Raw genomic sequence first — 20,689 nt, 5'->3', positions numbered from 1 at the left:
GAAATTAGTCTCTCTTCAATCTGCCTCTCTTTTCATATATCGCTGCTGCATCCCGGATAAATGCTGCATTTACTTTACAGCCATACTGGTGCTCCATTTCGTTTGCAATGTCTTCCAGTTCCTGTCTTGTGGAACGGTAAGGCCGAAGCGCATTGTAGATTTCCAGTAACCGATCATCTGGAACAGCAATCAGCTCTGAGGCTCTCCGCAGATTTCCTGCAAAAGCATCTCTGCCTACAGATTCCGCTACCTGTGCCTGCATTTCCAGTGTTTCAGGGGCAATTCTCATATCCTCTGCTGTCAACCGGCCATCTAAAATTTGTTCCAGAGCCATATCGCTGAGCTTCTTACCTGTCGGTGAGAAAACCTTGTCAGCCATCTTTTCACCAAGAGGATAATTGGCTGAAGTCACTCCAGAGGATTGGCATGCGCTTCCAACGCCAGCAGCTGCCGGAGTCCCGCCCATTGCCTTCATAACCTCTTCCACTATCTGTTTCATCATCATTTCCTGATCCATACAAAGCCCCTCCTATCTAAATTCTACTTTCAGTGCCTGCGGCTTCTTATCCAAATCTACGTTTTCTGTTTCTTTGATATGGAGAAGGGCTGCAATAGCCTGATACTTTGGTCTCGCCATCTGATCGTTTCTTACAGGAACCGGAGCAGGGGATTCACCCTTGGCATATTTTGCTGCGTTCTTACCGATCTTACGGAATGTATCCAGGTCGATAAGAGGTGCCTGTGAAAACAGCTCCAGATTAGCAAGAGGGAATAAGTCTTTCTGATGTATAACAGTCGTTCCCTTGGACTGAATACCAATGCCGACACCAGATCCGCTTAATTTTGCGGAATCGTGAGCTACGAAGGAAACATCAGACGTTCTATACACCTTAATCACTCTGTATTTTACGCCTTCTTCTTCGATACCTGCGATGATTTCCTTTAGCACTTTATCGTGCGGGATACCGGTAATCGTCTTGGTCTGCTGAACACCGAAGGCTGCGGCTACGCCGATTACCACTTCGTTAGGAATTGTACCCTTTTCAGCATTGCCTACTTCGGTAAGAACCAGCTTGCTTTCTGGATTGGCAGCAGCTGAAACTACCGGTGCAGCTGTAGATGTAGCTGCGGAATCTATATTCATCTCTCTTATAACGTCTTCAATAATGCTTTTCAACATTCTTTCATCAAGTGCCATACTTCCACCTCCTATTTCACATCTTCTGGGCTGATCGCATTCGGAATATTCTTAATCTGGTCCCATCTCTCTTCGCTAATCTGATATCCGGTCTGTGGTCCGCGATAATCATTAGGATAGTTGACAGCACTCATAACGTGGAAATTCTCGTTTACGATAGAAGCTGTGTGCAGGTAGTCACCGGCTACACGCTGCTTCAGCATCTTAAATACGCTGTCTGCAACATCCGGGAAGCCCGCTCTGTTTAATGCCTTAACAAAATCTACACCAGTAACCTTCTTCGCCATCATCTCTTCGATAGCCCGAATGTCAGCTGCCTGATCACGGTCCGGCATATCCTGGCTGCCGTGAGCATATGTAGCGCATTCAACTTCTTCGTCGGTTACCTCAGGAAGTCCCAGTTCTCGGAACATACCCTGCATAACTCTGGCTGCCTTGTTTCTTGCAGCTACGACTTCTTCTTCGCTTACCGGCTGAAGTCCGCCATCCACCTTTAAGTCTCTCTGGATGATGTTCCAGTCGTCATAGTCCTCTGCATCCCAGTTGGAGCCGGCGAACATGTTGTCGTAATTTGGAACTGCGCCATATCCAGAGCAGATGAAGTCTGTTCCTGGAACCAGCTGCATCAATGTACGAGCACATCTTCTTAAATCGGAGTGAGTAAAGGTCTGGTCGTTGGAAGTTACACTCTCCAAATCCAGAGCCATGGCAATCAGGTTTTCTGCCAGGATTGCCCGGATACCGCCCGGTACGCCAGCAGGTACGCCAACGCAGCTAACAGAACCGTTCTGTGAACCCTGAACACCTGCACCCTTGGTTACATACAGGCAACGTGCTTCTAAGTAAAGCATGGACTTGCCTTCTGCATAACCCATCTGTACTTCGGAACCTGTACCAGATGTGAAACGCATCTTTAAACCTCTGGAAGCATAGCTGGAAGCCAAAAATGCTTTGGAGTAAGGTGTATCGTCACCATCCATGAATACTGGCTCGGTACCGTATACAGAAACCGTTTCTGCATAGGCCGTGAAGCCTCTCATGCCCATGATCAGCTCAGTAGCTTCTTCTACAGCGCACTGTGTCAAAACACCTGGACGACCTACTTGGGAACCGATGAAAATACCCATGGCGTTGAATGGAGCTAATCGAGCTACACCAACAGTGGTCTCTTCTTCGTCAAAACCTCTCAGGGAAGCTTCAGCAGCATCTGCTGCAATCTGTACAAAAGAGTCTTTTACGTTTGTAACGTGACACTGGTTGCTCGGCATCAGACGAGCTCTCATCTTAGTAACAGACATCATCATTTCTAACACATTCATGTGGCCTACTACTTCGACAATCTTTGCCGGTGTCATGGATAAAGTTAAATCTAATATATCTTTTCTAGGTACGTTAATATCGCACATCATTCTGGCAATCTTCAAGGAATCCATAGCCATAACCTTTTCAGCGTTCTCCGGCTTAATACCGTAGTCAGCGATAAAGCTGTCCAGCATGTCAAACTCGGCTCTGGTCTTTCCGTCTAATTCTACAATTACGCCGTTTTCAACCTTAATGCTCGGCTTTGGATCGAAAGGGCTGTTCATGGCGATCAAACCTACTTCAGGCCATTCTGTTACGAACCCGTCCTGATTTACAGGTCTTTTGGCTAATACTTCAAATCGTTTTGATCTTTTCATTCTGATTCTCCTTCCTCATCTTAAATGATGTATGGTGTTGTCGTAGATTCAAGAGGGCCGTCATCCAGTGTTCTGAGCAGCTGCTTACCAACGTCTCTTGCGGCGATGATAGCCTGCTTAACAGCACCTGAGTCTCCGGAGAACTGTAGGATAACCTCATTGGAATAGCTGGTGCCGCCATTAGCCGGTGTAGCATATCCAACTACATCTATGGTAGCAGCCTTTACTGCTGTATCTGCCAGAACCACACCGATAGCTGCCGGTGCACCTACGGTGATACCAAAGGACTTGCCAATTGGTGCGCCAAACGCCTTGTTCAATGCATAGCTTGCTCTAGCGGTATATTGGAATTCCAGATGTCCTGCTGCATTTCCATATACGTCGCCAAACGTTCTGTCCAGCTCTCTCAGGCAAACTTCAACAGCTCTTTTTACGTCGGACACGTCTTCGGCTCCGAAGATAATCAACGAACCGTGACCAGCTCCGCCTTCCGTATCTCTCGGTAATTCGATTTTCAGAATGTCACTGTTGGTAGCTTTAACAGCTTCGTCAGCGGCAAAAATCTGAGGACCAGCTCCAGTTCTACCTCCTACGATACCAATTGAACGGTACTTCGTATCAATATCCATCTTTTCATGGATCTGATGGTCTACATTGGCAATTACCAAGCCAATGGTGTGTCCAATAGCTGTGCCCACAAACTCGGTCAGTCCGCAGCACCCTGCTGTGTAGGAGCTTGAAGATGCGGTTTCGGTGGTGTCTACCTTCTTCATCACTTCTTCAACAATCTTGCTCATCAATTCATCTTTCATCTAAAATACCTCCATATTAGATTTTTTATATATTGCAATACATTTATTGAATATAAAAAACTGCGCTATTGCTGACGTACCGTTTAAATCAGCTCCTTCATATCTTTTATTTTCAAGTGTCCTGCACTTATAAAGGTATTATATAAAAAGAAAAATCAAAACACGATGAACTTTCTTGGTGACGTCAGGGAATATATTGACAACTTATTCCCCCTATTTTGGAAGGTGATTTTTTTGACGTGCAATAATTTACCGGATACTTTTTTGCTCTATAAAGCATAAAATTTATCTTCATATTTTTTCAGTTACAGAATTTTCAGTCTTTTTGGGGAGCACAAAAAAAGACACGGTACTAGCTTAAAAGTACCGTGCTCTTTTTTGTTAGAAAGCTGTTATAAAAATTGTTCTCTGTATTCTGTAGGAGTGCTCCCGACTTTCTTTTTAAAAGCTTTGCTGAAATAATTTGTCTCATTATAGGAAAGCTCATACGCAATGTTAATAATCGGCATGGTGGTATACCGAAGCATTTCCTTAGCCAGTTCGATACGGCTGTTGGTAACATAGGTAATAAAGTTTTCGTTCGTGGCTTTTTTAAAGAGTTTGCTGAAATAGCAGGAACTCATATTTACATGTTCAGCTGCCTCTTCCAAGGTGATGCCGCCTTTGATGTTTCGGTCGATAAAATTCAAAACCTTGGTCACATCATCGGTATAATAATAATCTTTATCTAATTCATCGAACAGCTGTGTGATGACGTCTGTAATGAGCACATACGTGTTGTACCGCAGTCCGTATTTGTCAAATTTTAATTTTACTTCTCTCGTAACTGTATGGAGCATATCCTGAATATCCAGATCGTACTCTGCAGAAATATCAGTAACCCCTTGCAGATAGCTGACTACCATCTGGCATCGCTCATTCATATCGCCGCCAGCATCATAGACTTCATCCAGGTATTTTTTTGCCACATCAATGCACTGCTTGTATAAGTGGTCACGGATTCCCGCCTTCAGCTGTGCTAAGGCATCCTCGGTCTTTGTCCTCTGCTGCTCGTAACTTTCCGCTGCTTTCTCTGCTACGTAAGGTTTGGCGATGGACAGAAGCAAATCGGGGTTAAAAGGCTTTAGCAGATATCCGTCAGCCTTTAATTTGAGTACTTCGTGAGCAATTTCTCTTTCGCTTTTGGATGTGGTCAGGATAATGCCGGTTCGAGGGTTTTTATGTTTAGCAAAATGTGTCATCTTCATTAAATTAACGCTGGAATACCCCATGTTCGAGATAATCAGGTCAATCTTGCTCTCCCCCAGCACGCTTAGGGCCTCGTCGTTGTCATCTGCTTCAAAAACATAGTCAATAGAATCAAAGCTCCTGTTTAAAACTTCCCGCGTCACATGTCTTTCAATCCGATCATTATCTACTACGAGTACTTTACACATACATATACCTCCAAAAGGCCTAAACCTCACAAACTTCACTTTACTAAATTACTTCTTACCGGTAATTTCAAATGTACTATTGTGCCCATTCCTTCTGATACGTTTTCTATTTTTAGTTTATATTTCTTTCCAAAGATGCCAGTCAGCCGTTTATTAATGTTATGTAGGTCATAACGGTTCACTTCTGTCCGCAGGGAAAACTCTTCATTCATAATGTTCTCCACCGTCTCTTTGGAAATTCCGTTTCCGTCATCCTCAATGGAAATAATCAGATCTTCTCCTCTCTGTACCCCCTTAATTTTTATATTTCCCCCTTCCTTCCTGGGCTGCACGGCGTATTCTACAGCATTTTCCACGATGGGTTGAAGAATCATGAAAGGACAAGCGATATTATAAAAGTCCTCATCCAAATCAATTTCAAAATTCAGCCGATCTTCCAGTCGAATGCGCTGCATTTTCAAATAATTTTCTGCGTAGGTCAGTTCATCGCCTACGGTGCTCACTTGACTGTCCCGTTTTTCTGAGGTGTAACGAAGCATGTCGGAGAGTACATAAACCGCGTTTTCTGTGCTCTTGGCTTCTTCAATAAAAGCTAATCTGGAAATGGTGTTGAGGCTAGAGAATAAGTTGACAGATTTTAGTGCTGCCGCAGCCGAAAATTGCTGGTTTTCCCGCAAGCTCTTTTCCAGTTCAATTCTTCTGGAACGCTCCTCTAAAATCTGTGCATTTTTTACTTCCAAGGCTTCTTGAGCTCGCTTATGGCTGCCTTCTTTTAAAAGCCGCTGCGTGTGATTAAACATCAGATTCATCACCGCCTCAATCCGGTCAAAAGGCATCTTATATACGTTTTTATACTTCTCTACCAGCTCTGGATTTTTCTCCCAGTTCACTTTTCGCTCGATGACCCGTTCCAGACCTTTATCCATGCGGACATCTTCAAAATAAGTGCTAATCTGGCCTCCCATCATGGCCCCATAGTATTCTCCATCATAGATAAAGGGAATGGCGAAGTCTAGAAGTCCAGCATGACAAATATATATGTGAGGCTTTCCGGTAATGGCTGTATGAAGCCCACCATGGGCGTCGCACTGATAGCAGAGGTTCTTAAACGCCGAATCCTCCCGGCCCCGGGAGCAGAACTCTGAAAAGCCGCTGTACTCTCCAATGGGATTGCCTTTGTAATCGACGGATATGAAGCCCATGCCAAAAGCTTTTGCGAAATTGTCCTGCATCTCTTGCAGCGCATCGGCATCTACGATATCGTAAATTGAATTAATCTTTTCCATGGTTCTCTCCTCACTCATTTTTTCTTATTTGCCCAAAATGTATGGAGGACTAAAAATACCTTCAATAACAGCCATATGTCTAATATCTGTTTCCATTATAACAAAAAAATGCACTTCCACAATGTACAAACCTTATTTGAAAGAGTAATTTTTTGTCTACTTTGATTCAGGTGCTTAAAAAGGCCTTTTCATTCCCACTTCTTTCCTTCAGCAACGATGCCGGTTACAAGCCTTTCGTAAGCAATTCTACCGCTTTATTCAGTTGAATATCGGTCTTGCTCCCCTCCGGCAATTCGACCACATAATCTGGTTCTACCCCTACGCCTTGAATCACCGTTCCTTTTGGAGAGAAGTACTGGGCAATCGTAATTTTCACCGCATCTCCGCCTTTGAGCGGCAGCATAGACTGGATAACGCCTTTTCCAAAAGATGTGGTGCCGACGATGGCCCCACCCTTATTATCCTTGATACCCGCTGCCAATATTTCTGAGGTGCTGGCTGTACCTCCATTGATAAGCAGTACATAAGGCAAAGCCGTCTTCCCTTCGGTAGTCTTCATGTCTGTCCGTTCCTGGGCCTTGCCTTCCATATAGGCCAGCACGCCTTCGTCCAGCAGGTAATCGGCTACCTTGATGCCGCTTTCCACTACTCCGCCGCCGTTATCCCGCAAATCGATAATCAATCCCTTCACGCCTTTAACCTCAAAATTTCGCAATTCTTTTTCAAACTCTTCTGGCGTATTGGTCTCAAAATTACTAATGTAAATATAGCCCAGTCCGCTGTCCAGCGTTTCCGCATAGACCGATTCCAGCTTGATGCTGGCCCTAGTTAAATCTGCACTGAGGCTCTTACCGTTCCGTACATAAGTGACCTGAACTTTAGATCCGGCCTCTCCCCGCATGTTGGCCACCGCCGTATCCAGCTGAGAGCCTTTGTAGGCTGTTCCATCCACTTTAGTAATTAAATCCCCGGACTGGAGACCCGCCCGTTCTGCCGGACTGTCCTTTATGGTAGATACCACGACGATATAGCCGTCGCTGTTAGCCCCTACGGTAACACCAATGCCCTCCAGCTGACCGGTGGTCTTGATCATCAGATTGTCATATTCCTCCTTGGACATGTAGTTAGTATACGGATCTCCCGTCCCCTCAAAAAGTCCATATAACATGCCCTGTACCAATTTATCTTGATCCAAATCCTGGTAATAATATTTGTTCAAGGTTTCGTAGAGGGCTTCCACCTTCCCATATCGTTTGACCATCGTCTGATAGTCCCCATAGTCCGCCTTGCTTATGCGTACGCTATCTGGCAGCCAGGTCATGCCAGCAAAGGTAAGTCCACCTCCCAGCAGCGCGGCCACCACCACTACAATAATTAGATTCCTCTTTTTAATTTGCACCATATTGCCTCCACTCTTCTTTTTATATAAGGTCCATTAAAATCTTGCCAGTTCTACCGCTCCATGGCAATCGCCAGTCCTCATTCGAGCGTTACCCTATCAAATAAAACAGCTACGCTGGGTAATTCAATAGATTTATCATACCATAAATACAAACTTTTTACCATAAACCCCGCATAAATTTCCTACTGCCCGTCCATGAAATACCACAAAAAAACTGCATCAGACGGCCTCTCTTTTCAGAGATTCCACCTGATGCAGTTTTAACGATTTCGCTTTATTTTATTCTGCTGAGCTTATTGAATAGCCTTGAATGCTTCTTCCAAGTCCTCCAGAATATCCTGGATATTCTCTGTTCCGATGGACAGTCTAACCGTGTTAGGCTTAATGCCAGAGCCTTGCAGCTCTTCCTCGGTCATCTGAGAATGGGTGGTGGAAGCTGGATGGATAACTAAAGACTTCACATCAGCAACATTGGCCAGCAGGGAGAACAGCTCCAGCTGATCGATGAAATCTTTTGCTTTCTGATCATCACCCTTGATTTCAAAGGTAAAGATGGACCCGCCGCCATTTGGGAAGTACTTGCTGTAGAGAGCTTTCTGCTCTGCGTCTTCCGTTGCCGCTGGATGATTTACCTTTTCTACTTGTGGGTGTTTGCTCAAGTATTCCACTACTTTAAGCGCATTTTCCACGTGCCGCTCTACTCGCAGAGATAGGGTTTCCAATCCCTGAAGGAAAAGGAATGCGTGGAATGGAGACAAGGTAGCTCCTGTATCCCGCAGCAGGATAGCCCGAATTTTGGTCACGTAAGCAGCTGCGCCAACAGCCTTCGTGAAGCTGATACCGTGGTAACTTGGGTTTGGTTCAGTCAAAGATGGAAATTTGCCGCTGGCTTCCCAGTCAAACTTGCCGCTGTCGACGATGACACCGCCGATGGTGGTACCGTGTCCACCGATGAATTTGGTAGCAGAGTGAACCACAATATCCGCACCATATTCAATTGGTCTCACCAGATATGGCGTAGCAAAAGTATTGTCTACTACCAACGGAATTTTATGGTTATGGGCAATGGCCGCAATCTTTTCTATATCTACCACGTCGGAATTCGGATTGCCTAAGGTTTCAATGAAAATCAATTTTGTATTTTCCTGAATCGCCCCGTTAATCTCCTCTTCGTTGAAAGGATCTACAAAAGTAGCTTCCACACCGTACTGTTTGATGGTGTGCTCCAAAAGGTTGAAGGTTCCGCCGTAGATGTTCTTAGCCGCCACCACGTGGTCGCCAACCTGAGCGATGTTTTCAATAGCATAAGTAACAGCAGCGGCACCGGAAGCCACAGCCAGTGCGGCTACGCCGCCTTCCAAGGCTGCAATTCGTCTTTCGAATACGTCTTCGGTAGGATTTGTCAGCCGCCCGTAGATATTACCTGGATCCCGCAGTCCAAACCGGTCTGCTGCATGCTGGCTGTTATGGAATACATAGGAGGATGTCTGATAAATCGGTACAGCTCTGGCATCCGTTACCGGATCAGCACTCTCTTGTCCAACGTGCAGCTGTAGTGTTTCAAACTTAAAATTACGATTTTCTCTTGTCTTCTTACTCATGATTATTACCTCTCTTTTCAATCTTTCTTTATTGCGTTATTAAATATTTACTTTATTATCGAATGAACTTTTCTTCAACGGCTTTGCCTTTTTCTAGCTTCTATCTTCCCCATCGCACATTCGTCTATCTTCGATGGTAATCTGTCTTGGTTTTACTCGTACAACCATCTTCTTTTCACCTCCGCATGTTCTTTGCTCTTTGTAATTCTTATTATAGCGCATCTGCAACAATAGTGTTAATACGGATAACATACAGCCTGTTATAAGTTTAACCTATAACCGAATTAATACAAGATAAAAAACAAACTTCCTCTTGCGGCTGCCAGTAATTTTTTGACGTCTGCCTGCAAAAAGAAGCTTATCTCCTGTTTCAAGTCTATTTAATTCAAATTTTACAGCACTAAATCCTGATACTTTAACAGCTTCTCCAAATACTTCTTGCCCTCTGTACTCAGCGGGATTCGTTTGTGTTTGATGTAGCCGATGTGCATGATTTCGTCGGAATCCAGCTTTACTGCCTGATAGTCACTGCCGTTTAGTTCCTCACAGATAAGGCCAGAACACAAGGTATATCCGTTGAGGCCCACCATCAGATTCAGCATGGTAGCTCGATCGTTGGCCTTGATAATCCGCTTATATTCGTGCGTGCTCAGCACTTCCTCCGCAAAGTAAAAAGAATTCTTTTCCCCCTGGTCAAAGGACAAGCAAGGATACGGTTCCAGTTCCTCCATGGAGATAAGCTGCTGCGAAGCCAAGGGATGTCCTTTCCACAAGTACACATAGGTGCTGCAAGGGAAGAGTTCGATAAATTCCAGCTCGCTCTCATTCAACAGCTTTCGCAGGACCTTTTCATTAAAATCGTCCAGGTAGAGAATGCCCACCTCACTCTTAAAGATCTTCACATCATTGATAACCTCATGGGTTCTAGTCTCATGGACGGCAAATTCATACTGCTCCATACCCAGTTCCTTGACCATTTCCACGAAGGCTTTCACTGCAAAAGAATAGTGTTGGGTAGAGACACTGAAATATTTCTTACGCACTTTTTTCTCAATGTACTGTTCTTCCATCAGGCTGTACTGTTCCACCACCTGCCTAGCATAACCTAAAAATTCACTGCCCTCTGGGGTGATGGTGATGCCCCGGTTGGTTCGCAAAAAAATATCAATGCCAATTTCATCCTCCAGCTCTTTGATGGTGCCGGACAAGCTGGGCTGAGAGATAAACAGGGATTTGGCTGCCAAGTTGATGGATCCTTTATTGGCAATCTCGATGGCGTATTTCATCTGTTGGAGTGTCATAACCCTCTACCTTTCTTTATCATAGTATTCCCGTAGGTTTTATGTGATATTACACCCCCAGCAGTTATTTGTCAAGTTTATTTTTTACCGCTTCTCTAAAACCTATCCCTCAGACTATTCTGAACAAGAATCCTATAGGTGGCCGCCGGATTTTTACCCTTTTACAAGCAAATTTTTACGCTTACCGATAATGGCTGATGATGAACTGTATAGATGAACTTCCGTTGTACACGTTAATCTGCGGATAATAAGCAATCATCAGTTGTATCTGGTTTGGCTCTCCTTGAAACGCCTTTTGCACCTCTTCTTCTCCATATTTCTCCTGAAGATAAGCCACCAAACCTTGCCCATCTCCAAAGTACAAAGCCTTTTTATCCCTTGAATCCTTTCCTGACAGATTTAACCGCAGGTAATTATTTTCCTTTCCTATATAAGCAAGCCGACGGATGCTGACCTCCTTTTCTCCAAAGAGAGGCTTCCCATTGCCTTTACCAAAAGGCTCCATAATCTCCAGCCCGCGGATAATTTCTTCCGTAAAATAAGCCAGATCTACCTGAGCATCCAGCCGTACCTGAGCCACCAAATCCTCCTTCGTCAGCCCGCACTCCTGATTTAGCCGCTGCCGGAGCTCAGATAAATTTTCCTCTTTCATGGAGAGACCACAAGCCATAGGATGACCGCCGAAGTGCTCCAGCAAATCCTTGCACTGGCTGACCTTTTCAAAAATATTGTAGCTTTCAACGGAACGTCCAGAACCTTTCAGCCCATCCTCTGCCTGGGTAAGCACCAAGACCGGTCTGGTATACCGCTCTTTGATTCGCCCAGCGATAATTCCCACAATACTTTCGTGAACCGCCTCTAGCTTGAGAACTAAAACCTTGTCTTCCTCCATCTTTTGCTGCTGAATAATCTCCAGCGCCTGACGGATACCATCCTCGGTCATGCCCTTCCGCTCCTTATTCAATTCTTTTAAGTGAATAGCCAACTGCCGAGCCTCCGCCTGTTCCTGTGCTTCCAACAGCCGAATAGCCATGTCTGCTGTCTCCAGCCGCCCGCTGGCATTCAAGCAAGGCCCCAACACAAACCCGATGCTATAGGAAGTAACGTTTTCAATACCGTTTGCCTCAATCAACTGACGTAAACCCAAATGTGCAGCACCTTCGCCGCCGATCAAGCTATTAATTGCTTCTAACCCTTTTTTCACAATAGCCCGATTTTCATCACGAAGATCCATGACGTCGGCCACCGTAGCAATCGCCGCATAGGGCAGGAAAGCTTCTGCCTTCTTTATACCCCGGCCCATAGCAATGTAAAGCGCCTGAATCAGTTTCCAGGCCACCACCGCTCCGCAGATTCCTTCATAAGGATAACTGCAATCCGCTCGCTTGGGATCCACTACCGCATCGGCCGGCGGCAGCTGATACATCTTCTCCCCCTGTTCCAGCATATAAGGCACTTCATGGTGATCTGTAACTACCACCTGGATACCATAAGCCTTCGCTTCAGCAATCACCTGAGCGGCAGCAATGCCGTTATCCCCAGTGATAATCAAGCGGACTCCTTGAGCTGCCGCCTGGCGTACAATCCGGCTGTTGATGCCGTAGCCGTCTCGGATTCGTTCCGGAATCTCAATCTGCACGTTACCGCCCACCTCAGCCAATCCATGTTTCAAGATGTAGCCGGTGCAGATGCCGTCACAGTCAAAATCGGTAACCGCTAATATTTTCCATTTTTCAGCGATGGCCTCCTGCACCAGTTCCACCGCTTTTTCCATATCTGCCAGCAGAAACGGATCGTGAAGCTGATCCAGACTGGGCTGCAAATAAGCCTCTATTTCCTCATCCGCGATTACCTCTCGATTGCGAATGAGCTTAGCTACTAGCGGATCAATGCCAAACTCCTCCGAAAGCCGCTTTAAATCTGCCTTTCGGTTCATCAATATCCATTTTTCCATCTGCTCACCGTATTCCTTTCTACCTGATAAAGACAAAATCCATTTCCCTACCAACGAGCACAGGGAAATGGATTTCGCTAAAGCTTCCGGCTCGCTCTAAGGGCTTAGACCGAAAGCCGCAGACAAAGCCAGCTCTTTCCATCGACAAGCTCTGCCTGATATTTTTCTGATACTATTTCTGTTAATTAGCTATCCAGCCGCTCATAGGATCCACGTAGTTTCCGTTTACCCGCACCTCAAAGTGCAGATGCGGACCAGTGGACTGGCCGGTAGAACCGGATATAGCCACGGCTTGTCCCCTGGTAACCACGGTACCAGTGCTCACCTTCAAACTGGAATTGTGGGCATATAGGGTGACGATACCACCTCCATGGTCAATCATAACCATGTTACCATAGCTGTTGTTCCAGCCCGCCTTAATCACGGTACCTCCGTTAGCCGCCACGATGGTAGTCCCCGATGGTGCACCGATGTCTACTCCTGTATGAAGCTTTTTTACCTTCAAAATCGGGTGAATTCGATATCCAAAAGGGGAAGTAATCCGGGTGACTCCTGGGGCTGGCCAAGCCATGCTGCCGCCCTGATATGTAGTGCCCGTGCTTTGAGATGCCAAAATCTCCGCTTTCAGCCGGTTGGCCTCAGCCAGAAATGCTTGTTCCATCTCTTCCAGCGCCTTATTGTCGCTGGCAACCTGTGCCTTCTTGTCTGTTACCTCCGACTGATCCTCCGTCAGCGCTTCTTTCTTCTGGGCTTCCTCTTCTTTGGCTGCTACCAGTTGGGCTTGCAGCGTCAGCAGATTCTTCTTCTGGGCATCAATCAGGTTATGTTCCTCCTGGAGCTGTTCCATCAGTTGTTTGTCGCTGTCATAAATCCGCTGCACCCGGTCCAAATTAGTCATCAAATCCGTAATGCTGTTAGAACCTAACAGCACGTCCATAAATCCGGCAGAACCATTTTTATACATAGTCCGCAGGCGGCTGTTCAAGTTGGTATTCTGAACCTCCATGTCCTTTTCCAGTTCATCCAGCTCTGCCAACGCTTCCGTAATCTTCTGCTGGGTAGCGGCAATGTTCCCCCCTAAGGCATCAATCTCCGCTTGAGAAGATTTAATCTTATTTTCCAAACTTTGAATTTCCTTATTTAAGGAATTTTCCAGCTTCTTTCCTTCTTTCAGCTGGCTCTTTACATCGCTGAGCTGACCATTCACGTCACTCAGCTGATTCTGAGCTGTATTATCCGCATAGCTCAGCCCCAAGGTTCCAAAGGAAAAGATCAATACCGCCACTAAAGTCCAGGATATTATTTTTCTCATATGTAAACCCACATTCCTTTCTCTTCTATTTCTATGTGTCTAAAAACCTTCTCATGGAAACGATACTTCCGCAAGCACCAATGCTGACCCCGATGGCCAGAAAAATATATACCAAGTTTACGGTCAAAAAACTCTGGGACACCATCGGTGTAGATAAAATCAAGAATAAATCCCGACCGATAAGATCGACGACCTTACCATACACAAAAGCGACAACCCCTGCGGAAATCCCCGCTGAAACAACGCCGATAATGATGCCTTCCAACAGAAAAGGTCCTCGGATAAACCAGTTGGTGGCACCTACATACTTCATAATGCGGATTTCTCTCGCTCTGGCTAAAACAGTCAGCTTAATGGTGTTGGAAACTACTACCACAGAAACGACCACCAGGAAAACCATGATTACTAGCGCAGCTCCCTGAATGGCCCCCGTAATCTTTACCAGCTTTTCCACCGTTTCTTTATAATACTTGACATCTTCTACGCCATCCTTCTGTTTCAGATTAGCTACCACCGCATCGGAAGCTTCCAGGGTATCTACCGTCACCATAATGGAATTGGGTAAAGGGTTGCCATTGAGCGAGTCCAGCAGATAAGCCTGCTCTCCCCAGTCAGCTTTCCAATCTGCTAAAGCATCTTCCTTAGACAGATAGACAGCTTTCGCCACTCCCCGCATACCGCTGACTTCAGAGATCATACTCTCTGCCTGTTCATTGGTCGTGGTATTCAGCAGATAGACCTGCACCGTGTCGTATTCCTGCTTGGCGGCTTCTGCTGCCATGTTGATGTTGACAATGAGGACGAAAAACAGTCCTAAGATGAGCATCATAGCCGTTATAGAAAAAACAGAGGCTAAACTCATGGTTCGATTTCTAAATACTTGTATAAACGCCTGCTTGAGGGTATATCTAATGCTGTTAAACATGACGGCCGAATACACCTCCTGTATACATGCCCATATGCTTATGCTTTTGGGCGTCTTCTTCCTTTAGATAGGCTCCTACGTCATCTCGGACGATTTTACCTTTTTCAATAACGATAACCCGCTTTCCCATTTTGTCTACAATATCTTTGGCGTGAGTTACCATGACAATGGTCGTTCCCCGCAGGTTAATCTGCTCTAACAGCCGCATAATCTCCCAGGCGGTATCCGGGTCCAGATTTCCCGTAGGCTCATCGGCGATGAGTACAGTAGGATTGTTAACGATGGCTCTGGCAATGGCCACCCGCTGCTGCTCTCCCGCAGAGAGCTCATCTGGATATTTATTCGCCTTATTGCTGATACCCACCAGGCTAAGCACTTGAGGCACCTGCCGGCGGATAGCTCTGGAACTCATGTGGACAATCTCCATAGCAAAGGCTACATTTTCATAAACGGTCATCTTTGGCAGCAGCCGGAAATCCTGAAAGACAATACCTGTGCTCCGCCGAAGCTTTGGAATCTTTCGGTTAGACAAGGTGGTGATTTCCGTCCCGTTGACCTTGATGCTGCCCGAATCTGCATCGATTTCTTTTAATATCAACTTGATAAAAGTAGATTTTCCAGCCCCGCTGGGTCCTACTAGAAAAACAAAATCCCCTTTGTTAATCTTCACGCTGACATGATCCAGACCAATGTTGGTCTTATAGGTCTTGGTAACGTTTTCAAAAACTATCATAATCTAGGGTAACCTCCCCGTACCTGTTTTTCTCAAATTCGTCCTTTCCGTTGCAAGTTCTTCATGAAATTACATAGGACGCTATTTTTCATTATAACGCAAAATTCAATTTTTTTAAATAGGAACCTTTATTACAAAAGTATTACAATTCTTTTTTACAGAGCTGAAGCAGCTGCCGGATTGGCTCTCCTATGCGTTCATTTACCGAAGGCAAGCTATAAGCCAGCCGACAGTTGTATTCCGCTAGATAAAGGTCCTCCTGAGGGATAAGGGGTATCTTCAAAAACGGTTTGATTTTGACAAAATCAGTAAATTCCCGCTTGTTAATGCCTTCGTTATACTTATTTACCACCCAGAAGACTTTTTGCCCTTTTAGCTGATATTTTTTCATCAGACACAACTTTTCATATTCTCCAATCAGTCTGGAAGGAAGGGGGTCGATGACAAAAATCAAACAGTCCATCTCTCTTAGAAGCTGTTCCTGATTTGGGTCTGGATTGATGTCGCAGACAATGTGATCCCCAGCAATGTTATTAATCAGTCGGCACAACTCAATTACCTCTAAAGGCCGTCTCTTATTTCTGGAACCGTCTTCTGGTATCCAAAGAGCCCAGTTAATGCGCTCATCAAGGTTAACCAACCCCGCCAGACTGTGGCCCTTAGCAGTCTCCTCATAAAAATCCAGAAAACGGCGTCCTGCAAAGCGTTTATCGATGCCCAGGCTATCGTAAAGCAAGGGGCTTTTCCCCTCTTGGTTAATTTCCACATAAGCTACATACGTTTTCTTTTCTCGAGCCAGTTCTTTAGCCAGAGCCGTAGCCACCAGACTAGTGCCTACCCCTTGACCCATACCTGTAACTCCAATCTTAAAGCGGTTCTTTACCACCCTATACTCGTCTTCTCCTTCTTCCCTGACAAAAATTCTCTTCATAGCCCTATCTCCTTTCGCTCCCGTCTCCCGGTATTTCTCTCCGATGGTTTCTCTTTCTGGTGACCGTGTCTTATTCTTCTTTATTTAAGCATATTTTTCTTTAAATGTAAATATTTGTATTTTATTTTCACAAGATATTTTTTTCTTGGCTCGAGTGGTGCAAAGGCTTCGTCATAAAACCTACAATATAAAACCTACAATTTAAATAACCCATTTACAAAATAAACATATAATGGTATATGGGAAAATTTTAAGACAGAAAGTAGGTCGAACATATGACATTACTGGAAACCCTCCAAACGTACATGAATGAAAGTGTTGCCGACAGCGCCTATTACAGGCAGCTGGCAGAAATGGCGCCAGACCAGACCAGCAGAGATCTGCTCCAGGATATGGCTGCCAACGAAATGCAGCAAGCCGAAGAATTCGGCGTTATCTATCAAGGGATGACGGGTGACGTATATACCCCCCGCATCACCACCTCCCTCCAGCGGCACTCCTATCGGGAAGGCTTGCAAAATCAGTCGCTGGCAGAGGGCTATCGCTACCGCAATTACATGGGCAGCTACAATCGAAATCGAGGCCTGGGAGACGCGCTGCTGTTAGGTTCCTTGTTTAGTGCCGGGGTCAATAAAAACCTCAATTCCCTGGCCCTGCTCTACCTTTTAAGCAGAGTCTAAAGGAACTAAAAAGACCTGGGAGGTTTTAAAGGCTTGCTGTAGCTTTTACAGAAGTGTCTTCTTTTCTCTCAGGTCTTATTTTTTTCAGGAATTTTACGGACGAGCACTCATAACAGCTTCTTTCATACTTCTTACGTACTCATAAATATAGCGCCCCGCCTCATTGCCGTGAGTCTCAATAAGCTTCACGATAGCACTACCCACGATTACGCCGTCGCTGATTGCGGCCATTTCTACCGCCTGTTCTGGCCGGCTGATACCAAACCCGATGAAACAAGGAATAGCGGTATGTTTCCGAATGAGGGTGGACAAACTCTCCAGGTCCGTGTCGATAGTCTCTCGCACACCAGTAACACCCATGGACGAGACTAGATAGATAAAACCCTGGGCTTCTTCTGCAATAACGCGAATGCGGTTTTCCGAAGTCGGAGCAAGGAGAGAAATGACATCCACCCCATACTTATCCGCAATATCCGCTACTTCCCTTTTTTCCTCAAAAGGCAGGTCTGGCAAAATAATTCCATCCACCCCCGCCTGCTGGCAGCGGCTGAAAAACCCTTCATACCCATAGTGAAATACCAAGTTTAAATAAGTCATAAATACTAGCGGTACCGAACTTTCCTGGCGGATTTCTGCCGCCAGCTGAAAGATTTGGTTGGTGTCAACCCCACCTGCTAAAGCCCGGAGGTTAGCATTTTGAATGACCGGTCCCTCTGCGATGGGATCGGAAAAAGGAATGCCGATTTCAATCAAATCAGCACCCGCCCGTATCAGCTCCCGGATAAAGTCCTTTGTCTGTTCAATGCCAGGATCTCCCGCAGTTAAGAATGCCACCAAAGCCTTTTGCTCTTTTCCATTTCTTATTAACACATCTTTTATTCTACTCAACGATATTCACCCCTCTGTATTTTGCAATAGCAGCAACGTCCTTGTCTCCTCTGCCGGATAAACAAGCAATAATTACCTGTTCCTTCCCCATCTGTGGAGCCAGCTTCATTAGATACGCAACCGCATGGGCACTTTCGATAGCGGCAATAATGCCCTCCGTCTTGGCGATGTATTCAAAAGCCGCTACCGCCTCCTCATCCGTTATCGGTACATATTCTGCCCGCCCCATATCATGAAGCTGAGCATGCTCTGGCCCGATGCCCGGGTAATCCAGCCCAGCGGAAATCGAGTAAACCGGTGCGATCTGTCCAAATTTATCCTGGCAGAAGTAAGACTTCATGCCGTGAAATATGCCCAAACTTCCCTTGGCAATAGTAGCAGCATGTTTGCCTGTCTCTACCCCCAGCCCGGCAGCCTCACAACCGATTAACCGAACTTGTTCATCCTTTAGAAAACGATAGAATAAGCCCATGGCATTGCTGCCACCTCCTACGCAAGCCACCACCGCATCGGGCAGCCGACCTTCTGCTTCTAATATTTGTGCTCGGGCCTCTTTGCCGATAATACTCTGAAAATCACGCACCATCAGGGGAAAGGGGTGGGGCCCCATAACCGATCCCAATACATATAAGGTATCTGATACTCGGCTGGCCCATTCTCTCATGGCTGCGTTTACAGCATCCTTTAGAGTCATCGTGCCGGTGGTCACCGGATGGACCTTAGCTCCCAACAGCTCCATCCGGTATACATTTAAGGCTTGCCGCTGGGTATCTTCCTTGCCCATGAAGATTTCACATTCCATATCTAAGAGAGCCGCTGCGGTGGCCGTGGCCACTCCGTGCTGTCCTGCGCCAGTCTCGGCAATCACTCGCGACTTGCCCATCTTCTTTGCCAGAAGCACCTGTCCCAACACATTGTTGATTTTGTGGGAGCCTGTATGATTCATATCCTCTCGTTTCAAATAGATCTTTGCTCCACCCAAGTCCTCCGTCATCTTTTTGGCAAAGTAAAGCTCCGACGGCCTTCCTGCATATTCCGACAGCAGTCTGTTCAGCTCCCGGTTAAAGGCTTCATCTCTCTGACACTGCTCATAGCACTCCTCCAAATGAATGATTTCATTCATCAATGTTTCGGGGATATACTGGCCCCCATGTATTCCGTATCTGCCTTTACTCATGTCGCACCCTCCTGACTAATTCTAAAACTTTTTTCCGATCCATTTCTCCCGTAGTTTCCACGCCACTGCTCACATCCACACCATAGGGTCGCAGCAGCCGGATACCTTGCTCTACATTCTGGCTATTGATACCGCCTGCCAGAAAAAAAGGCTTGGTGATGGTATGCACCAGATTCCAGTCAAAGACTTCACCGCTGCCTCCAGCTCCGCTGTCCAGCAACAGAAAATCGGCACTTCCGCTGCAAGCTTCCTCTATATCACTTAGCCTTCTGACCTTCACTGCCTGAATGATCGGAACCGATACCAAGCGGCGCAGCTGTTGCAGGTACTCTTCATTTTCCTGTCCATGAAGCTGCACCAGGTCAATAATCCCAGCCTGAACAGCTTCTGATACCCGTTCCGGCTCTTCATCCACGAAGACTCCTACAGCAGCAATCTCGGGGCGCAAAGCCCTGCGGATAACCGCTGCCTCTGAAAAACTCACCTGCCGCCTGCTTTTGGCAAAGACGAAGCCTGCGTAATCAGCCATGGCTTCGTTCACATATGCTGCGTGCTCTCCTTTGCTGAGGCCGCATATTTTAATCTTGGTCATAAATTCCTCCATTCTGATAACAGGGCTTGCTTGTCCAAACTTCGCATCAGCGTCTCTCCGATGAGAACGCCCTGAACACCGCAGCTCTTTAGCTGGGCCAACTGATCACCATCCCGTATACCGCTCTCTGCCACATAAGCCACCTCTGGAGGAACCAGAGATCTCAACTTCAAACAAGTGGTGAAATCCACCTGAAAGGTGGTCAAGTTTCGGTTGTTAACACCAATGACCCGCGCCCCTGCTGAAAGAGCCATCTGAACTTCCTCCTCTGTATGGGCTTCCACCAAGGAAGATAAACCCAGGCTGTCTGCTAGCTTGAGGTAGCTGCTCAGCTGCTCCCGGCTAAGAATGGCGCAAATCAGCAGCACCGCCGAGGCTCCCAGCACCTTGGCTTCATAAATCTGATAAGGATCAATAATGAAGTCCTTTCTCAGCAAAGGCACCTTCACCGCCCTGCGGATTTCCTGCAAATATTGACTGCTGCCTAAGAAGTATTCCGGCTCTGTCAGCACAGAGATGACATCCGCCCCTGCCTGCTCATATTCCTCTGCAATTTGAACATAAGGGAAGTCAGCTGAAATCAGCCCTTTGGAAGGAGATGCCTTTTTTACTTCGCAGATAAAGGACAACTGATCCCTCTTTAAGGCCTGTTCAAAAGGAAAGTTGCCATCTGTTCCCATATTTTGCACCTTTTCCCGAAGCTGCGCCAAAGGCTGCCGCTCTTGCTGGCCTGAAATCCGCTTTTTGGTGCTCGCTACGATTTTATCTAATATCATCGGTCT

The 20,689-nt window shown here is 46.1% G+C and carries 19 protein-coding genes; 1 reads left to right on the top strand and 18 read right to left on the bottom strand.

What is annotated here, in order from left to right:
• Positions 1-4: 4 nt before the first annotated feature.
• From Ami103574_RS07405 to Ami103574_RS07340, 14 genes are all read right to left on the bottom strand, one after another.
• Complete coding sequence (locus tag Ami103574_RS07405) at positions 5-517, bottom strand: diol dehydratase small subunit (protein ID WP_163066172.1); 513 nt, start codon at positions 515-517, stop codon at positions 5-7.
• A gap of 12 nt (positions 518-529) precedes the next feature.
• On the bottom strand, positions 530-1,198 hold the full coding sequence (locus Ami103574_RS07400) for a propanediol/glycerol family dehydratase medium subunit (protein ID WP_163066170.1): 669 nt from the start codon (positions 1,196-1,198) through the stop codon (positions 530-532).
• 11 nt (positions 1,199-1,209) lie between these two features.
• Positions 1,210-2,877, bottom strand: a complete 1,668-nt coding sequence (locus tag Ami103574_RS07395; RefSeq protein ID WP_163066168.1) for a propanediol/glycerol family dehydratase large subunit — start codon at positions 2,875-2,877, stop codon at positions 1,210-1,212.
• A 20-nt stretch (positions 2,878-2,897) separates the two neighbouring features.
• The gene (gene pduB, locus Ami103574_RS07390; protein WP_163066166.1) at positions 2,898-3,689 is read right to left on the bottom strand and encodes a propanediol utilization microcompartment protein PduB; all 792 of its coding nucleotides are present in this window, start codon (positions 3,687-3,689) and stop codon (positions 2,898-2,900) included.
• A gap of 392 nt (positions 3,690-4,081) precedes the next feature.
• Positions 4,082-5,125: an AraC family transcriptional regulator gene (locus Ami103574_RS07385; protein WP_163066164.1), complete on the bottom strand. Its 1,044-nt coding sequence runs from the start codon at positions 5,123-5,125 to the stop codon at positions 4,082-4,084.
• Positions 5,126-5,160: 35 nt separating this feature from the next.
• Positions 5,161-6,411: a sensor histidine kinase gene (locus Ami103574_RS07380; protein WP_163066162.1), complete on the bottom strand. Its 1,251-nt coding sequence runs from the start codon at positions 6,409-6,411 to the stop codon at positions 5,161-5,163.
• 223 nt (positions 6,412-6,634) lie between these two features.
• Positions 6,635-7,813 (bottom strand): S41 family peptidase, encoded by a 1,179-nt coding sequence (locus tag Ami103574_RS07375; RefSeq protein ID WP_163066160.1) that lies wholly within the window; start codon positions 7,811-7,813, stop codon positions 6,635-6,637.
• A 293-nt stretch (positions 7,814-8,106) separates the two neighbouring features.
• Positions 8,107-9,414 (bottom strand): O-acetylhomoserine aminocarboxypropyltransferase/cysteine synthase family protein, encoded by a 1,308-nt coding sequence (locus Ami103574_RS07370; protein WP_163066158.1) that lies wholly within the window; start codon positions 9,412-9,414, stop codon positions 8,107-8,109.
• A gap of 392 nt (positions 9,415-9,806) precedes the next feature.
• Positions 9,807-10,715 (bottom strand): LysR family transcriptional regulator, encoded by a 909-nt coding sequence (locus tag Ami103574_RS07365; protein ID WP_163066156.1) that lies wholly within the window; start codon positions 10,713-10,715, stop codon positions 9,807-9,809.
• 181 nt (positions 10,716-10,896) lie between these two features.
• On the bottom strand, positions 10,897-12,705 hold the full coding sequence (recJ, locus tag Ami103574_RS07360; protein WP_163066154.1) for a single-stranded-DNA-specific exonuclease RecJ: 1,809 nt from the start codon (positions 12,703-12,705) through the stop codon (positions 10,897-10,899).
• A 145-nt stretch (positions 12,706-12,850) separates the two neighbouring features.
• Positions 12,851-13,981 carry a murein hydrolase activator EnvC family protein gene (locus Ami103574_RS07355; RefSeq protein ID WP_163066152.1) on the bottom strand — a complete coding sequence of 377 codons (1,131 nt, stop codon included), beginning with the start codon at positions 13,979-13,981 and terminating at the stop codon, positions 12,851-12,853.
• 31 nt (positions 13,982-14,012) lie between these two features.
• Positions 14,013-14,906: a permease-like cell division protein FtsX gene (ftsX, locus tag Ami103574_RS07350; RefSeq protein ID WP_163066150.1), complete on the bottom strand. Its 894-nt coding sequence runs from the start codon at positions 14,904-14,906 to the stop codon at positions 14,013-14,015.
• Positions 14,899-15,639 (bottom strand): cell division ATP-binding protein FtsE, encoded by a 741-nt coding sequence (gene ftsE, locus Ami103574_RS07345; RefSeq protein WP_163066148.1) that lies wholly within the window; start codon positions 15,637-15,639, stop codon positions 14,899-14,901. The genes ftsX and ftsE overlap by 8 nt, the downstream gene beginning before the upstream one ends.
• Positions 15,640-15,781: 142 nt before the next feature.
• Positions 15,782-16,570 (bottom strand): hypothetical protein, encoded by a 789-nt coding sequence (locus Ami103574_RS07340; protein WP_163066146.1) that lies wholly within the window; start codon positions 16,568-16,570, stop codon positions 15,782-15,784.
• A gap of 275 nt (positions 16,571-16,845) precedes the next feature.
• Between Ami103574_RS07340 and Ami103574_RS07335 the strand changes: the two genes are divergently transcribed.
• Positions 16,846-17,250, top strand: a complete 405-nt coding sequence (locus tag Ami103574_RS07335) for a ferritin-like domain-containing protein (RefSeq protein ID WP_163066144.1) — start codon at positions 16,846-16,848, stop codon at positions 17,248-17,250.
• Between the two features lie 93 nt (positions 17,251-17,343).
• Here the strand turns inward: Ami103574_RS07335 and trpA are convergent, their stop codons facing one another.
• From trpA to trpC, 4 genes are read right to left on the bottom strand one after another with little or no spacing between them, the layout of a single operon-like run.
• Positions 17,344-18,138 carry a tryptophan synthase subunit alpha gene (trpA, locus tag Ami103574_RS07330; protein ID WP_163066142.1) on the bottom strand — a complete coding sequence of 265 codons (795 nt, stop codon included), beginning with the start codon at positions 18,136-18,138 and terminating at the stop codon, positions 17,344-17,346.
• Positions 18,131-19,315, bottom strand: a complete 1,185-nt coding sequence (gene trpB / locus Ami103574_RS07325) for a tryptophan synthase subunit beta (RefSeq protein WP_163066140.1) — start codon at positions 19,313-19,315, stop codon at positions 18,131-18,133. The genes trpA and trpB overlap by 8 nt, the downstream gene beginning before the upstream one ends.
• Positions 19,308-19,907 (bottom strand): phosphoribosylanthranilate isomerase, encoded by a 600-nt coding sequence (locus Ami103574_RS07320; RefSeq protein ID WP_163066138.1) that lies wholly within the window; start codon positions 19,905-19,907, stop codon positions 19,308-19,310. Before Ami103574_RS07320 ends, trpB begins: the two co-directional genes overlap by 8 nt.
• On the bottom strand, positions 19,904-20,683 hold the full coding sequence (trpC, locus tag Ami103574_RS07315; RefSeq protein ID WP_163066136.1) for an indole-3-glycerol phosphate synthase TrpC: 780 nt from the start codon (positions 20,681-20,683) through the stop codon (positions 19,904-19,906). The genes Ami103574_RS07320 and trpC overlap by 4 nt, the downstream gene beginning before the upstream one ends.
• Positions 20,684-20,689 lie beyond the last annotated feature (6 nt).

Source organism: Aminipila butyrica (assembly GCF_010669305.1).
Classification (GTDB): Bacteria; Bacillota; Clostridia; order Peptostreptococcales; family Anaerovoracaceae; genus Aminipila; species Aminipila butyrica.
The sequence above is the reverse complement of the archived record's forward strand: the minus strand, read 5'-3'. Positions and strand labels throughout refer to the sequence as shown.

What these genes read in the sequence shown, in the direction of transcription:
- Ami103574_RS07405 (WP_163066172.1), bottom strand. Translation starts at nt 517, where the DNA reads ATGGATCAGGAAATGATGATGAAACAGATAGTGGAAGAGGTTATGAAG.
- Ami103574_RS07400 (WP_163066170.1), bottom strand. Translation starts at nt 1,198, where the DNA reads ATGGCACTTGATGAAAGAATGTTGAAAAGCATTATTGAAGACGTTATA.
- Ami103574_RS07395 (WP_163066168.1), bottom strand. Translation starts at nt 2,877, where the DNA reads ATGAAAAGATCAAAACGATTTGAAGTATTAGCCAAAAGACCTGTAAAT.
- pduB (WP_163066166.1), bottom strand. Translation starts at nt 3,689, where the DNA reads ATGAAAGATGAATTGATGAGCAAGATTGTTGAAGAAGTGATGAAGAAG.
- Ami103574_RS07385 (WP_163066164.1), bottom strand. Translation starts at nt 5,125, where the DNA reads ATGTGTAAAGTACTCGTAGTAGATAATGATCGGATTGAAAGACATGTG.
- Ami103574_RS07380 (WP_163066162.1), bottom strand. Translation starts at nt 6,411, where the DNA reads ATGGAAAAGATTAATTCAATTTACGATATCGTAGATGCCGATGCGCTG.
- Ami103574_RS07375 (WP_163066160.1), bottom strand. Translation starts at nt 7,813, where the DNA reads ATGGTGCAAATTAAAAAGAGGAATCTAATTATTGTAGTGGTGGTGGCC.
- Ami103574_RS07370 (WP_163066158.1), bottom strand. Translation starts at nt 9,414, where the DNA reads ATGAGTAAGAAGACAAGAGAAAATCGTAATTTTAAGTTTGAAACACTA.
- Ami103574_RS07365 (WP_163066156.1), bottom strand. Translation starts at nt 10,715, where the DNA reads ATGACACTCCAACAGATGAAATACGCCATCGAGATTGCCAATAAAGGA.
- Ami103574_RS07355 (WP_163066152.1), bottom strand. Translation starts at nt 13,981, where the DNA reads ATGAGAAAAATAATATCCTGGACTTTAGTGGCGGTATTGATCTTTTCC.
- ftsX (WP_163066150.1), bottom strand. Translation starts at nt 14,906, where the DNA reads ATGTTTAACAGCATTAGATATACCCTCAAGCAGGCGTTTATACAAGTA.
- ftsE (WP_163066148.1), bottom strand. Translation starts at nt 15,639, where the DNA reads ATGATAGTTTTTGAAAACGTTACCAAGACCTATAAGACCAACATTGGT.
- Ami103574_RS07340 (WP_163066146.1), bottom strand. Translation starts at nt 16,570, where the DNA reads ATGAAGAGAATTTTTGTCAGGGAAGAAGGAGAAGACGAGTATAGGGTG.
- Ami103574_RS07335 (WP_163066144.1), top strand. Translation starts at nt 16,846, where the DNA reads ATGACATTACTGGAAACCCTCCAAACGTACATGAATGAAAGTGTTGCC.
- trpB (WP_163066140.1), bottom strand. Translation starts at nt 19,315, where the DNA reads ATGAGTAAAGGCAGATACGGAATACATGGGGGCCAGTATATCCCCGAA.
- Ami103574_RS07320 (WP_163066138.1), bottom strand. Translation starts at nt 19,907, where the DNA reads ATGACCAAGATTAAAATATGCGGCCTCAGCAAAGGAGAGCACGCAGCA.
- trpC (WP_163066136.1), bottom strand. Translation starts at nt 20,683, where the DNA reads ATGATATTAGATAAAATCGTAGCGAGCACCAAAAAGCGGATTTCAGGC.